Origin of the sequence: Micromonospora orduensis (assembly GCF_006228125.1) — a bacterium.
Lineage (GTDB): Bacteria > Actinomycetota > Actinomycetes > Mycobacteriales > Micromonosporaceae > Micromonospora > Micromonospora orduensis.
Genome location: NZ_VDFY01000111.1, coordinates 26,479 through 40,587 on the forward strand (window position 1 = coordinate 26,479; position 14,109 = coordinate 40,587).

The 14,109-nt window shown below is 73.0% G+C and carries 10 protein-coding genes; 7 read left to right on the forward strand and 3 right to left on the reverse strand.

From position 1 onward, the window contains the following. Positions 1-170: 170 nt before the first annotated feature. Positions 171-377: a DUF397 domain-containing protein gene (locus FHG89_RS07770; RefSeq protein ID WP_139583682.1), complete on the reverse strand. Its 207-nt coding sequence runs from the start codon at positions 375-377 to the stop codon at positions 171-173. Then, on the reverse strand, positions 370-1,257 hold the full coding sequence (locus FHG89_RS07775; protein ID WP_139583683.1) for a helix-turn-helix domain-containing protein: 888 nt from the start codon (positions 1,255-1,257) through the stop codon (positions 370-372). Before FHG89_RS07775 ends, FHG89_RS07770 begins: the two co-directional genes overlap by 8 nt. Positions 1,258-1,568: 311 nt before the next feature. Between FHG89_RS07775 and FHG89_RS07780 the strand changes: the two genes are divergently transcribed. From FHG89_RS07780 to FHG89_RS07800, 5 genes are all read left to right on the forward strand, one after another. Further along, complete coding sequence (locus FHG89_RS07780; protein ID WP_208760895.1) at positions 1,569-4,238, forward strand: carboxylate--amine ligase/circularly permuted type 2 ATP-grasp protein; 2,670 nt, start codon at positions 1,569-1,571, stop codon at positions 4,236-4,238. A gap of 98 nt (positions 4,239-4,336) precedes the next feature. Beyond that, positions 4,337-6,115: an N-acetylglutaminylglutamine amidotransferase gene (locus FHG89_RS07785; protein ID WP_139583684.1), complete on the forward strand. Its 1,779-nt coding sequence runs from the start codon at positions 4,337-4,339 to the stop codon at positions 6,113-6,115. Then, positions 6,116-7,951 carry a S9 family peptidase gene (locus FHG89_RS07790; RefSeq protein ID WP_139583685.1) on the forward strand — a complete coding sequence of 612 codons (1,836 nt, stop codon included), beginning with the start codon at positions 6,116-6,118 and terminating at the stop codon, positions 7,949-7,951. It begins immediately after the preceding gene. A 17-nt stretch (positions 7,952-7,968) separates the two neighbouring features. Further along, the gene (locus FHG89_RS07795) at positions 7,969-8,535 is read left to right on the forward strand and encodes a hypothetical protein (RefSeq protein ID WP_244295238.1); all 567 of its coding nucleotides are present in this window, start codon (positions 7,969-7,971) and stop codon (positions 8,533-8,535) included. A gap of 73 nt (positions 8,536-8,608) precedes the next feature. After that, the gene (locus FHG89_RS07800; RefSeq protein ID WP_139583686.1) at positions 8,609-9,163 is read left to right on the forward strand and encodes a dihydrofolate reductase family protein; all 555 of its coding nucleotides are present in this window, start codon (positions 8,609-8,611) and stop codon (positions 9,161-9,163) included. Positions 9,164-9,171: 8 nt separating this feature from the next. Here the strand turns inward: FHG89_RS07800 and FHG89_RS07805 are convergent, their stop codons facing one another. Then, the gene (locus FHG89_RS07805; protein WP_139583687.1) at positions 9,172-12,204 is read right to left on the reverse strand and encodes an AfsR/SARP family transcriptional regulator; all 3,033 of its coding nucleotides are present in this window, start codon (positions 12,202-12,204) and stop codon (positions 9,172-9,174) included. 65 nt (positions 12,205-12,269) lie between these two features. Here FHG89_RS07805 and FHG89_RS07810 point away from each other — a divergent pair, with 65 nt between their 5' ends. Together FHG89_RS07810 and FHG89_RS07815 are read left to right on the forward strand one after the other, a co-directional pair. Next, complete coding sequence (locus FHG89_RS07810; RefSeq protein WP_139583688.1) at positions 12,270-12,677, forward strand: hypothetical protein; 408 nt, start codon at positions 12,270-12,272, stop codon at positions 12,675-12,677. Positions 12,678-12,974: 297 nt separating this feature from the next. After that, a partial coding sequence (locus FHG89_RS07815; RefSeq protein ID WP_280116054.1) for an amylo-alpha-1,6-glucosidase occupies positions 12,975-14,109 on the forward strand: 1,135 nt, incomplete at its 3' end.

Here is a 14,109-nt window from a genome sequence, read left to right on the forward strand (position 1 = left end):
CGGTCCGCTCCTCCTGGTTGGACGCCTGCCACAGCCAGCCCCTGACCTTGAACCACTGGCACTGGCACCGTTTCGCGTCGGCTGTGTCGAGGACGGTCTGGAGGTCCTCCCACGACGCCTCGTTCGCGGGCACGATCCGGACGTCGTGGTCACCGATCGGCGCCCGCGGGTCAGCCAACCGAGGGCCCCTCGACGCCGACCGACGCGACGAACGCCGTCCAGGCGGCCGGTGGGAAGAGCAGCACCGGACCCCGCCGGTCCTTCGAGTCCCGGATGGGCACCACGCCGGAGAGATTGGTGGCGACCTCGACGCAGTTGCCGCCGTTGTCGCCGCTGCGGGTGCTCGTGCGCCAGATGGCGGTGCTCAGATCAGTCATGCCGCATCTCCCCGATGATGGTCTTGATCATGTCCCTCGATTCTGCCTCCGTGAGCGCCAGCCTCACTACTCCCTGCCAGGCATCCTCGTAGGCGCGTAGCTCGTCCGGCTTGTCGAGGTACAGCGCTCCGGTGAGCGATTCGCTGTAGACCACCGACGGCTCGGGTACCGCCCGGCCGCCGTCGTCCGCGGGGAAGTCGAGGATGACGAAGGAACCGGCGACCGCTCCCGGATGCGGCCCGGCGGCGAGCGGAACCACCCGCACCGACACGTTCGGTAGTTCGGACACCTCGAGCAGGTGGGTGAGCTGCGCGGTCATCACGCTGTGACTGGCGACGACCCGGCGAAGGACGGCCTCCGAGAGCACCGTCTCCAGGTGGGGAGGCTGCGGCAGACGACGCCTCAGCAACGCCTGCCGTTGCAGCCTGACCTCGACGGCCCGTTCGCGGTCCCGGGCGCTGATCCGGCTACCCGTCTGGTACAGCGCGACGGCATAGTTGCGCTCCTGGAGCAGTCCGGGAATCAGAGTCTCCCCGTACTCGCGCAGGCGGGAGGCGGCGGATTCCAGGCCGACGTACAGCTCGAACCAGCTCGGCACCGCGTCACCGTACGCGTGCCACCAGCCCTTGGACTTCGTCTCGACGGCCAGGCCGCGCATCGCGGCGGTCATCTCCGGCGGAACCCCGTACAGCTCGCACATCGCCTTGACGTCGAGCACCCGGACGGACCCGGTGCCGCACTCGATGCGCCAGATCTTCTGCCGGCTGTACTCCAGTGCCTCGGCGGCGGCGTCGAGCGTCACCCCGGCCTCGTTGCGGTACTGCCGCAGCAGCCGGCCGAGTTGCCGGCGCGGCACGGTCGATCCAACATCCTCCGCCATTCGCACACTCCCCGATTTCATGCCGCAACGCTGCGTCACGCCGTTCTGCAACACCTACGTGGTGCAGCGGCGAAAGTCAATGCACAGCAAGGGCTTCGCGGTTTCGGACGTTGCATCTCCGCTGCTGACCGTCACAGGGTGACCACACGGCGACATGCCCCGGTCGGCCGCGATGACGACGGTCCGGTGTCCGAAGAGGATCAGCCCGGCAGAACGGCGCGTCACCTTAACGCGCCGGAAACACCCCCGGCACCAAGCCTGGGAACGCTCGTCGGACAGTCGAGACCACCGACACGCGAACCGGGGTGACCATGGCCGACAACACCACGAACGCGGCGACATTCGACGGGCCGGTGGGCCGGTCCGGCAACGGCCGGACCGTGCCCACGTCCCGTCCCGCCCCTGCCGCGCCGGTGCACGACGACGACCCGGCGGACCTCGCCACCATCGGCGTGGAGGAGGAGTTCCACGTCGTCGACCTGCACACCCGGGAGCTGGTGCCCCGGGCCGGGGAGCTGCTCGACCGGCTGCCGGCCACGTCGTTCACCGCCGAGCTGCACCGCAGCGTGGTGGAGACCAACACCGAGGTCTGCCGCACCCTGGACGAGATCCGCGCCGAGCTGACCCGGCTGCGCCGGTCGGCGGTCCAGGTCGCCGACCGGGCCGGGCTGGGCATCGTGGCGGCCGGCACGGTGCCGCTGCGCGCCGACGGCGACCCGAGTGTCACCCCCACCTCGCGCTACCGACGGATGCTCGACGAGTACCAGATGCTCGCCCGCGAGCAGTTGATCTGCGGTGCGCAGGTGCACGTCGGGGTCTCCGACCGGGACCTGGCGGTGGCCGTCACGCGACGCGTCCAGCCGTGGCTGCCGGTGCTGCTCGCCCTGTCCACCAGCTCGCCGTACTGGATGGGCCAGGACAGCGGCTACGCCAGCGTCCGCTCGCTGGTCTGGCAGCGGTGGCCGACGGCCGGTGACCCGGGCGAGGTGACAAGCGCGGCCGACCACGAGGCCCTCGTAGCCGAGCTGATCGCCTCGGAGACCATCACCGACCCTGCCATGATCTACTTCGATGTCCGGCCGTCGGCGCACGTGCCCACCGTGGAGCTGCGCATCACCGACGCGAACGCCGACGTGGAGACCATCGTCCTGCTCACCGGGCTGTTCCGGGCGCTCGTGCGGCGGGAGGTCGCCGCCCTGCGCGCCGGGGTCGAGCGCACGGCCGTCCGGCCGCCGGTGCTGCGCGCCGCCGTGTGGCGGGCCGCCCGCTCCGGGCTGGAGGGTGACCTGCTCGACCTGCCCCGCTCGGCCCGGCCGGTGCCGGCCGCCGAGGCGGTCCGCCGTCTCGTGACCGACCTGCGCCCGCAGTTGGAGGCGACAGGCGACGCCGAGCAGGTCCGCGAGCTGACCCGGTACGCGCTGGAGCGCGGCAGCTCCGCCGCCCGGCAGCGGCGGGCGTACGAGCGGCGTGGCCGGCTCGCCGACGTGGTCGACCTGCTGCTCGACGAGACCCGGGGCCGGGTGCGCCCACCCCTTCCCGGTACGCCGCCACCGCCCGCGCTGTCCACGTACACCGATGCCGGTGACGAGGTCTTCGGGCCGGGCGGGCCGGAGCCCGCGTACCGTCCGCTTCTCGCGGCCCTGCGCACGCTCGGCGCCGCTGGCCTGCGTCAACGCGAGCACGACCGGGACGAGGAGCAGCGCGCCCGGGGCGTGACCTTCAGCGTGGCCGGCGAAGCCAGCACCCGGCTCTTCCCGGTCGACCTGGTGCCCCGGGTCGTGCCCGCCGACGACTGGCGGGCGCTGCGCACCGGCCTGGTGCAGCGCGCCCGCGCGCTCGACGCGTTCCTGCGCGACGTGTACGCCGACCGGGCCGTGGTGGCCGACGGGGTCGTGCCGGCCTGGGTGGTGGAGTCCTCCCCGGGGCTGCGCCCGACCGGGGCGCTGATGGGCCGGCGCGGTACGCGCGCCCAGGTGTCCGGAACCGATCTCGTCCGCGACCCGGACGGCGGCTGGTACGTGCTGGAGGACAACCTGCGGGTGCCCTCGGGTATCGGGTACGCCGTGCAGAACCGCCGGCTCACCCGGGCGGTGCTGCCCGAGCTGCCGGTGCCCGACGACCTGCTGCCCGCCGACGAGACACCGGCGATGCTGCACCGGGCGCTGCTCGCCGCCGCTCCCGCCGCCGCCGACGACCCCGCCGTGGTGGTGCTCAGCAGCGGGCCGGGCGACCCGGCCTGGTTCGAGCACCGGCTGCTCGCCGACGAGATGGGCGTGCCGCTGACCGAGAGCAGCGACCTGCTCGTCCAGGACGGCCGCGTCCACCTGGTCCGGGAGGGCCGCCGCAGCCCGGTCGACGTGCTCTACCTGCGGATGGACGAGGAGGCGTTGCTGCACGCCCCGGGCGCCGACGGCGTTCCGCTGGGCTGGCCGCTGCTCGCGGCGGTGCACGCCGGGCGGCTCACGTTGGCCAACGCGCTGGGCAACGGCGTCGGCGACGACAAGGCGCTGTACGCGTACGTGCCCCGGCTCATCGAGTACTACCTGGGGGAGAAGGCGCTGCTCGGCGACGTGCCGACGTACCTGTGCGGGCTGCCCGAGCAGCGCGCCGAGGTGCTGGGCCGGCTCGCCGAGCTGGTGCTCAAGCCGGTCGACGGGTACGGCGGCGACCGGGTGGTGATCGGCCCGCGCGCCGAGGCCGAGGAGCTGGACGCCGTCCGGGAGCAGATCCTCGCCGCGCCGCACCGGTGGATCGCCCAGGAGATGGTCGCCCTCACCACGCACCCGGTCTTCGACGGTACGGCGCTCGCTCCCCGCCACGTCGACCTGCGGGCCTTCGTCTTCCTCGGCGCGACGGCCGAGGTGGCGCCGGTGGCGCTGACCCGGGTCGCGCCGGCCGGCAGCATGATCGTCAACTCGTCGCGGGGCGGTGGGTCGAAGGACACCTGGCTGCTCGGCGGAGCCGACCAGCCACCGGCGTAACCCACGCTTGACCCGGATGACATCGGGGCGCAACCCGGTCCGCCAAGCCTGGACCGGTCAGCGGCCCGAGCGGACCGAGCCGATGAGAGGTGCGTGCCATGTGCGGTATCGGAGGCGAGTTCCGCCTCGACGGGGCGCCACCGGACCTGGCGGCCCTGGAGCGGATGCTCCCCGTCCTGTCCTCCCGGGGCCCGGACGGCGAGGGGCGCTGGCAGCACGGCAACGCGGCGCTGGTGCACCGCCGGCTGCGCATCATCGACCTGTCCGACACCGGCGCCCAGCCGATGGTCGACCCCGAGCTGGGCCTCGCCCTGGTCTTCAACGGCTGCGTCTACAACTACCGGGAGCTGCGCGACGAGCTGACCGCCGCCGGCTACACCTTCCGGTCCACCTCGGACACCGAGGTGATCCTCAAGGCGTACCACAGGTGGGGGACGGCCTGCGTCGAGCGGTTCTACGGGATGTTCGCGTTCGCGCTCGTCGAGCTGGCCACACGCACCCTGGTGCTGGCGCGCGACCGGCTCGGCATCAAGCCGCTCTACCTGGCCGAGACACCGGGCCGGATCCGCTTCGCGTCGACCCTGCCGGCGCTGCTCGCCGCCGGTGACGTCGACACCGACCTCGACCCGGTGGCGCTGCACCACTACATGAGCTTCCACTCGGTGGTGCCGCCACCGCGCACCATCCTGGCCGGCGTCCGCAAACTCCCACCCGCCACCGTGCGCACCATCACCGCCGACGGCCGCGCCACCGACACCGTCTACTGGCGGCCGGAGTTCACCCGCGCCGCCGCGCCGGCCATGTCCGCCCAGGAGTGGCAGGAACGGATCATGGCGGCGCTGCGCACCGCCGTACGCCGTCGGATGGTCGCCGACGTGCCGGTCGGCGTGCTGCTCTCCGGCGGCCTGGACTCCAGCCTGATCGTCGCCCTGCTGGCCGAGCAGGGCCAGACCGGGCTGGCCACGTTCAGCATCGGCTTCGAGGCGGCGGCGGGGGAGAGCGGCGACGAGTTCCACTACTCCGACCTGGTGGCCCGCGAGTACGACACCGACCACCACCAGATCCGCATCGGCGCGGCCCGGTTCGTGCCGGCCGTGCACGAGGCCATCGCGGCGATGAGCGAGCCGATGGTCAGCCACGACTGCGTGGCGTTCCACCTGCTCTCCGAGGAGGTCTCGCAGCGGATCACCGTGGTCCAGTCCGGCCAGGGCGCCGACGAGATCTTCGCCGGCTACGACTGGTACCCGCCGATGGCCAACGCGGCCCGCGCGGACGCCGTCGAGGCGTACGCCCGGGTGTTCTTCGACAGGCGGCACGACGCGCTCGCCGGGCACCTGGCGCCGGAGTGGATGCTCGACCACGACGCCAGCCTGGAGTTCGTCACAGACCATTTCGGAGCGCCGGGCGCGGACACCGCGCTGGACGCGGCGCTGCGCCAGGACAGCCTCGTGATGCTCGTCGACGACCCGGTCAAGCGGGTCGACAACATGACGATGGCGTGGGGGTTGGAGGCCCGGGTGCCGTTCCTCGACCATGAGGTCGTCGAGCTGGCCGCCGCCTGCCCACCGGCGCTCAAGCTGGCCCAGGGTGGCAAGGGCGTACTGAAGGCCGCGAGCCGGGGCATCGTGCCCGACGAGGTGATCGACCGGCCGAAGGGCTACTTCCCGGTGCCCGCCATCCGGCACCTGTCCGGCCCGCTGCTCGACGACGTCCGGGACGCGCTGACCGCGCGGCCGGCGCGCGAGCGCGGCCTGTTCCGCAAGGACTACCTGGAGGAGTTGCTGGACGCGCCGAACGCCCGGCGGACCACGTTGGGCTCCAACGCGCTCTGGCAGCTCGGGCTGCTGGAGCTCTGGTTGCAGCGGATCGGGGTTTAGATGAGCGTACGGATCGAGGTGCCGCGCCGGGTCCGACCCGTGCGTCACCGGCCGGCGGTGACCCTGCCCCCCGGCGAGGACTTCGCGCCCGCGCCGTCCCCGGACGGGCGGCGGGTGGCGTACCTCTCCGACCGGGCCGGGACGCCGGGCGTGTGGGTCCGCGACGTCGACGCCGCCGAGGCGGTCGCGCTGCCCGGCGGCGACGAACCGGTCCTGGCGGTGAGCTGGTCCCCGGACGGGCAGTGGCTGGCCTGCGTCGTCGCGCCCGGCGGCGCCCCCCGCACCGAGTTGTGGGTGCTGCGCCCGGACGGCACGCAGCGCCGCCAGGTCGCCGGGTTCGGCCGCCGCAGCGCCGCCCTGTCGGGTTGGCTGCCCGGCGGCGCGCTGATGGCGGTCACCGAGACCGCCGAGCGGGGTGCCGCCGTGCTTGTCGACGCCGGCACCGGGCACCGACGGGTGCTCGCCGAGGACGACCTGCTCACCCTCCTGGACGTCACACCGGACGGCGGGGCCGCCCTACTGCGCCGCGGCCCGCGCAACGCCCGCTGGCTGGAACTGCTCGACGTGGCCACCGGCGTTCGACGGCGGCTGTTCCCGGACACCGGGCGGGGCAGCACCGACCAGGGCTGGTTCGGCCCCGACGCGACGAGCGTGCTGGCGCGTACCGACGCGTTCTCGGAGCTGGCCGCGCTGGTGCGCGTCGACCTCGCGCGACAGGCGCTGGCCCCGGCGCGGCTCGCGGCGCGGCCGGACGCCGAGCTGGAGCACGTGGCGTTCAGCGCCGACCGGCGGCGCGCCGCGCTGCTGTGGAACACCTACGGCGGGCGGAGCGAGCTGAGCCTGCTCGACCTCGCCAGTGGGGTGCAGCGGGCCGTCGCCGCCCCGGGGGAGGTGCTCGACGGCGCCGTCTTCGCCGCCGGCGGCGACCTGCTCTGCGTCACCGCGCAGGGGCCGGTGCAGCCCCGGGAGGTCTGGCTGGTCGATCCGGCGACCGGCACGCCCCGCCCGCTGCGGCCCGACACCGGCGCCGCGCGTACGGGCGACAGCGGTGTCGCGCCGCAGCTTGTCGACCTGCGCGCCCGCGACGGGTTGCCGCTGTCCGGCTGGCTCTACCGCCCGCCCGGTCCGGGCCCCTGGCCGACCGCGATCAGCCTGCACGGTGGCCCCGAGGCGCAGGAGCGTCCCGGCTACAACCCGCTGTTCCAGGCCCTCGTCGCGCAGGGAGTCGCGGTGTTCGCGCCCAACGTGCGCGGCTCGTCCGGCTTCGGTCGCACCTTCGTCGCCGCCGACAACCTCGCCGGCCGCTACGGGGCCATCGCCGACGTGGCGGCGTGCGCCGAGCACCTGCTCGACAGCGGTGTCGCGATCCTGGGCCAGCTCGGCTGCCTGGGCCGCTCCTACGGCGGCTACCTGGTCCTCGCGGTGCTGGTGAACTTCCCCGGCCTGTTCGCCGCCGGGGTCGCCGAGTGCGGCATCTCCGACTTCCACACGTTCTACGCCGGCACCGAGCCGTGGATCGCCGCCGCCGCCGTCAGCAAGTACGGCGACCCGCACCGGGACGCCGACCTGCTGCGCGACCTCTCCCCGCTGACCCACATCGACCGGCTGGACGTGCCGGTGCTGCTCATCCACGGCGCCAACGACACAAACGTGCCGGCGGGCGAGTCGGCGCAGGTCGCCCAGGCGCTCGCCGCCCGGGGTGTGCCGCACGGGCACCTGGTGCTCGCCGGGGAGGGGCACGACTTCCTGGCGTGGGCCAACGCCGAGGCGGCCCGTACGGCCACCACCGGCTGGCTGACCCGGCACCTCGCCGCGACCGCGACCGTCGTCGGCTGAGGCGTTATCCTGCGCCGGTGGAGGTCGCGGCGCAGGGCGAGCGGTTGGCCGCGGACCTGAGTCGCTGGCTGGCCGAGGTGACCTTCGTCGACCTGGACACCGATGAGGTCACCGCGCGGGTGATCGACTCGGTGGTGCGGTGGGCAGAGGCCCAGGGCTGGCGGGTCTACCGGCGCGCACCCAGCGTGTTGCCGTTGCCACCGCCGCTGGAGCAGCGGCACTCGGTGCTCGACGTGGCGTGTGCCCGCCCCGACGGTCCGCCCGTCGTGGTGGAGGTCGACCACACCGACCGGGCCCGTACGGTGCAGAAGTTGCGCGCGGAGGCGGACGCCGGCCGGATCCCGATCTGGGTGCGATGGGGCGTCGGGCGTTTCACCGCGCCGCCACCGCCGGTGCGGATGGTGACCGTCGAGGTGACCCGGCGGGCCGGTCCGGCCGGGCGCGGGCGTCTGCACAGCCGCGTCGGTGACCGCCCCGCCCCGGCCCACTCGACCGGCGGCGGCACGGTGACCCCGCAGGCGCTGCCGATCCCGCTGACCGACCCGGCGCCGGGCACGGCCGAGGGCGCGGGTAAGGGCGCCTGAAGCGAATCGTAAGCGGGTACCGGCAGAGTTCTGGGTGTCACCGGAGCACACGACACACACCCAGGAGATCCCGATGCGCAAGCTCGTCAACTCGACCTACATCACCCTCGACGGCGTCATCGACAACCCGATGTGGACCGCGCCGTACTTCGACGAGGAGGCCGCCAGTCTCGCCGGGGCGCAGACCGAGGAGGCCGACGCGATGCTGATGGGCCGGGCCACCTACGACGGCATGTCCGCCGCCTGGCCGAACATGGACGAGAGCGACCCGACCACGGGCGCCGCGTACTTCAACAACGTCAAGAAGTACGTCGCCTCGACCACCCTGACCAACCCCACCTGGAACAACACGGAGGTGCTCCAGGGCGATCTGGTCGAGGCGGTCACCGCGCTCAAGGCGCAGCAGGGAAAGAACATCATCCAGTACGGCTTCGGCTCGGTCACCGCCCAGCTGATCCGGGCCGGGCTGGTGGACGAGGTCCGGTTCTGGATCCACCCGGTGCTGGAGGGCGGCCCCAGCCTCACCGCGCCGCTGGCCGACGTCAAGGCGTCGTTCGACCTGGTCGACACCCGGGTGCACAAGAGCGGCCTGATCGTAGCCTCGTACCAGCCCAAGGTGACCCCCTGAAGCACCGGTCAGAGCTGGGCCCGGGCCTCGCCCGGGCTCAGCTGCGCGCCCTCGGCGAGCAGCGCGTCGAAGCGTTCCGGCCCGAGTTCGGCCCGCAGTCGTGCGGTCACCCGGTCGGTGTCGTCGCGTTCGGCAGGCGCGGCGGGGGACTGCGTGCCGAGCCGGGCGGCGGCTGCGGCGCCCAGCAGCCGGGCGGCGACCTCGGGGGAGCGCACCGCCGCCGCCATCCCCTCCAGGGGGCCGATCGCGTCGCGCATCGTCGCCATCGCCTCGGCGGCCTCGAACGCCTCGATGTGCAGGGCCAACGCGGCGTCCGGGTCGCCGCCCTGCTCGACCGCGTAGCCCAACTCCACCAGCACCATCGGCAGGTAGAGGGCGGGTTGGCTCTCTCCCCGGCCCAGGTCGGAGAGGCGGCTGAGGTGGGTGACGGCCAGGTCGAGCTTGCCGTCGCGGCGGGCCGCCAGCCCGAGGCTCATCTCCGCGAAGATCAGCGCACCGGGCGAGCCCTGCTCCACCGCCAGGTCATACGCGCGCTCGGCCAGTTCCCGAGCCTGGGCGTAGTCGCGGGTCTGCACGGCGAGCCAGGCCAGCCAGGACAGCTCGGCGCAGACCTGCGGCCACAGCGCCAACTCCTCGGCCCAGCGCAGCCCCTCCCGGTGCAATGCGGCGGCGCGCTCGTGCTCGCCGCGCATGTCGGCCAGCCCGCCCACCCACTCGGTCGCCCGGAGCCGACCCCACCGGTCACCGAGGTCGGCGAAGAGCGCGGCGCTGCGGGTCGCGGTGCGCTCCAGGGTGGCCTGGTCACCGTTGGCGTGTGCGATGTGGGCCAGGGAGGTGAGCACCGCGGCCTCGGTCCACGAGTCGGCGGCGGCGGTGGGCAGCAGCTCCGACACCAGGGCCAGGTCGCCGTGTTCGATCACCGCGTTGGCCGCGAACCACGCGGCGTGGCTGTCCGGGTCGGCGGCCACCGCGGCGCGCACGTCGTCCGGTGCGATCACCTCACCCTGGGACAGGGCGAAGCCGACCCGCCAGGGGGCCGCGCGGGCCTCCTGCTCCGGGTCGCCGGGCACGGCCAGTGCCCGCCGTGCCTCGGTGAGCCGGCCGCGCAGGAACCAGTACCAGCTCAGCGCGACCGCCAGGCGCAGCCCGCCACCGTGCGTCAGCGCCGACCGCAGGTTCGCCAGTTCGGTGTCGAGCAGCGCCAGCCACCGCTGCTGGTCGGACCCGCGCAGCCCGGGGTCGGCGCGCTCGGCCAGCTCGGTGTAGTAGGTGGCGTGCCGCCCGCGTACCTCGTCGGCGTCGGTGAGGCGTTCCAGGCAGAACGCGGCCACCGATTCGAGCAGCCGGTAGCGGGGGGCCGCGCCGGAGTCGTCGAGCACCACCAGCGACCGGTCCACCAGCCGGGCGAGGGCGTCCAGGTCGGTGCGGCAGACGTGTTCGGCGGCCTCCGGGGTGCACCCGTCCGGGAACACCGCCAGTTGGGCGAGTACCACCCGGTCGGACTCGTCCAGGAGGTCCCAGCTCCAGCCGATCACCGCGGTGAGCGTCCGCTGCCGGGGCGGCACGTCCCGCTGCGCGGTGGTGAGCAGCCGGAACCGGTCGTCGAGCCGGTCCACCACCCCGCGTACGCCCAGCGCGCGGACCCGGGTCGCGGCCAGCTCCAACGCCAGCGGCAGACCGTCGAGGCGGCGGCACAGCTGGGCCACCGCGGTCGCGGTCTGCCCGTCGAGGCGGAAACCGCGTTGCTGCGCGGCGGCGCGGGCGACGAACAACCGGGCTGCCGCCGAGCGCCGGGCCGCGTCCAGGTCACCGTCGTCCGGCACCGGCAGTGGGGGTACCTCCCAGAGCAGCTCACCGGTCAGCCCGAGTGGCTCTCTGCTGGTGGCCAGCACGCTCACCCCGGGCACGTCGCGCAGCAGCCGGGCGACCAGCTCGGCGACCGGTTCGATGACGTGTTCGCAGTTGTCCAGCAGGAGCAGCAGTTGCCGGTGCCGCAGGGCCGTGACCACCCGGTCGGCGGGGGAGAGGGTCGTTCCGGCGGCCTCGTGGGCGCCCAGAGCGCCGAGCACCTGTTCGGCGACGTGCTCGTCACCGGCCGGGAGCGGGGCCAGCTCGACCAGCCGTACCCCGTCCGGATAGGACGCCGCGCGGGCCGTCTCGGTGGCCAGCCGGGTCTTGCCGACGCCACCCGGCCCGACCAGCGTGACCAGCCGCTGCCGGGGCAGCAGGCCCCCTACCTCGGCCAGCGCCTCGGCCCGCCCGATCAACTCGTCGAGCGGGGCCGGCAGGTTGTTCCGGATGATCGCCGCCTTCGGCGGGGCGTTCAGGCCGGCGTCCTGTTCGAGGATCCTGCGGTGCAGGGCGACCAGCTCCGGGCCGGGGTCGAGGCCCAGCTCCTCGGCGAGCCGGGCTCGCAGCTCGGCGTAGCTCTCCAACGCCTCGGACTGACGGCCGGCCGCGTACAAAGCGCGCAGCTGCACCGCCCGCAGGCCCTCGCGCAGTGGATGCCTGGCGACCAACTCGGCCAGGTCCGCGGCCACCAGGTCGTGCTCACCCCGGGCCAGCCGGGCCTGCGCCAGCCGCTCCTGCACGACGAGGCGCTGCTCGGTGAGGCGGCCCGCCTCGGCCCGCACGAACTCGGCGTCGGCCACGTCGGCGTACGCCTCGCCGCGCCACAACGCGAGGGCCTCGGTCAGCCGCTCGACGTCGGCGCAGCGGGCCAGCTCGTCGAAGCGGCCGACGTCGACCGCGTCGACCCGCAGCAGGTAGCCGGGTGGCCGGGACTCGACCAACTCGCGGGCGCCGGGCTCGGCATCGTTGAGCGCTTTGCGCAGCTGCGACACCCGCACCTGGAGGGCGCCGGCGGGGTTGGTGGGGCCGTCGTCACCCCACAGGTCGTCGATGAGGCGGTCCGCCGAGACCACCTGATTGCGGTTGGCCAACAGGTCGGCCAGCAACGCCCGTACCTTCGTGCCGGGCACCACCACCGGCTCGCCGGCGTCCGTGGTCACGGCGAGCGGCCCGAGCACCCCGAACTGCACGGCCGCCATCCTAGCCGCGCGGCGACGACCCGAAGCAGACCGTAAGCGCGGGCGCGGAGGAACCCGTGGACCACGACCTGCTGCGCGGCACCTGCCCCGCCTGCCAGGTGACCATTGGCGAGATGCACGCGGACGACTGCGACGTGGCCGAGTGCCTGATGCGCGGCTTGAAGCGCATGTACTGCCGGGCCCTGGCCGACACCGCGGGCCACGACTGCGGCGCGTCGACGTGGACCGGCGGCTGGCCGGGCCACCGCGAGGCCCGCGAGTTCGGCTGGCATGTCCGCTGGGACGCCGAGGCCCGGACGTGGGCGCGGTGCGCCCCGGAGGTGCCCGGCTCGGGGCCCGACCTCAACCGGCTGTACGAGCACGCGCGGTGGAACGCCGAGGCCCGCCGCTGGGTGCGGCGCTGGGCCGTGGTGTTCTTGCGGGCCGTACGCGGCGGCCGGGCCGGGTCGCGACCCCGGCGGTGATGATCCGGCGATAGCGCCCTCGGCGCCGACCGCCGCGTCAAGCCCCGCGTATGCACAGGTCAAGGTCGGTGTGCTGTGCGCGCAGGTCGAAGCGACCGTGGTGGCCGACGACCTCGCCACCCTCACTTGCCGCCCCTTCGGAAGGGCCGACGCTGGCGGTGGGCAGGTTGTCCCGTATCCGGCTAACACTCCGATACGGAAGCCGTGGTGTAACCACACCTAGAAGGGTAACCACCACCCCACAGGCACCGAACTGGCCAGCGGCGGCGGCTCGTGTAGCCAGAGCGGAGGGGCAGCGTGCGGCTCGACCAGATCAATATCCTGCAGGGAGACGCCTTCGTTGTAAGCGACCGGCAGGGTGACATCAACCCGGCCGCTAACGTCCCCGACGGGCTGTTCTATCGCGACATGCGGCACTTATCGCGATGGCAGCTGCGCCTCAACGGCCACCAACTGGAGGCGCTGAGCGCGGACAACCTCGAGTACGACGAAGTTGTTTTCTTTCTGATCGAGCCGACCGGAACGATCTACCGAAACCCCTCGCTGTCGGTCACCCGCCGCCGTGCCGTGGCGACTGGCATGCACGAGCGCATCACGGTCCACAACTTCGGCAACACGCCGGTCGCGTTCGAACTCACGATGATATTCGACGCCGACTTCGCCGACATCTTCGACGTCAAGGACCAGATGTCAAAAACCGGCCATCTGTACCGCCATCGGCGCGACGGCGGGATCACGTTGGGCTACAGCCGCGCCGACTTCTGCCGGGAAACGCACATCGACGCCCCCGGCGCGTTCGTTACCGAAGAATCGCTCACCTTCCGACATGAGCTACCACCTGCGCAAGAGTGGGACGTCGACATCAACATCCGGGTCGGGGTGGAAGTGGACGTGGCGTTAGAGCGCCACCACCGCTGCCCGGACATGCCTTGCACGATTCGGGAATGGCTGGACGCGTCACCCATCTTGGACACGGATTGGGACGACTTGCTGCACATTTACCACCGCAGTCTTCTCGACCTCGCCGCGCTGAGGTTCTACCCATTCCCTGGAGACAAAGCCTCTCTGCCCGCCGCCGGGCTGCCCTGGTTCATGGCGGTGTTCGGCCGCGATAGCCTCCTAGTCAGCTATCAGATGCTGCCGTTCCACCCCGAACTTGCCTATACGACTTTGCGGGCCCTCGCCGAGCGGCAGGCGATCCATGAGGACGACCACCGCGATGCCGAACCAGGCAAGATCCTGCACGAACTGCGCAACGGGGAGCGTGCCCATTTCGGCGAACGTCCGCAGTCCCCGTACTTCGGCGCCGCTGACACGACGCCGCTGTTCCTGATCGTCCTAGACGAGTACGAACGGTGGACCGGTGACACGCAGACTGTCCAGGACCTCGAGCCCGCGGCCCGCGCGGCGTTGCGGTGGCTGGAGACGTACG

What these genes read in the sequence shown, in the direction of transcription:
- FHG89_RS07775 (WP_139583683.1), bottom strand. Translation starts at nt 1,257, where the DNA reads ATGGCGGAGGATGTTGGATCGACCGTGCCGCGCCGGCAACTCGGCCGG.
- FHG89_RS07780 (WP_208760895.1), top strand. Translation starts at nt 1,569, where the DNA reads ATGGCCGACAACACCACGAACGCGGCGACATTCGACGGGCCGGTGGGC.
- FHG89_RS07790 (WP_139583685.1), top strand. Translation starts at nt 6,116, where the DNA reads ATGAGCGTACGGATCGAGGTGCCGCGCCGGGTCCGACCCGTGCGTCAC.
- FHG89_RS07785 (WP_139583684.1), top strand. Translation starts at nt 4,337, where the DNA reads ATGTGCGGTATCGGAGGCGAGTTCCGCCTCGACGGGGCGCCACCGGAC.
- FHG89_RS07770 (WP_139583682.1), bottom strand. Translation starts at nt 377, where the DNA reads ATGACTGATCTGAGCACCGCCATCTGGCGCACGAGCACCCGCAGCGGC.
- FHG89_RS07800 (WP_139583686.1), top strand. Translation starts at nt 8,609, where the DNA reads ATGCGCAAGCTCGTCAACTCGACCTACATCACCCTCGACGGCGTCATC.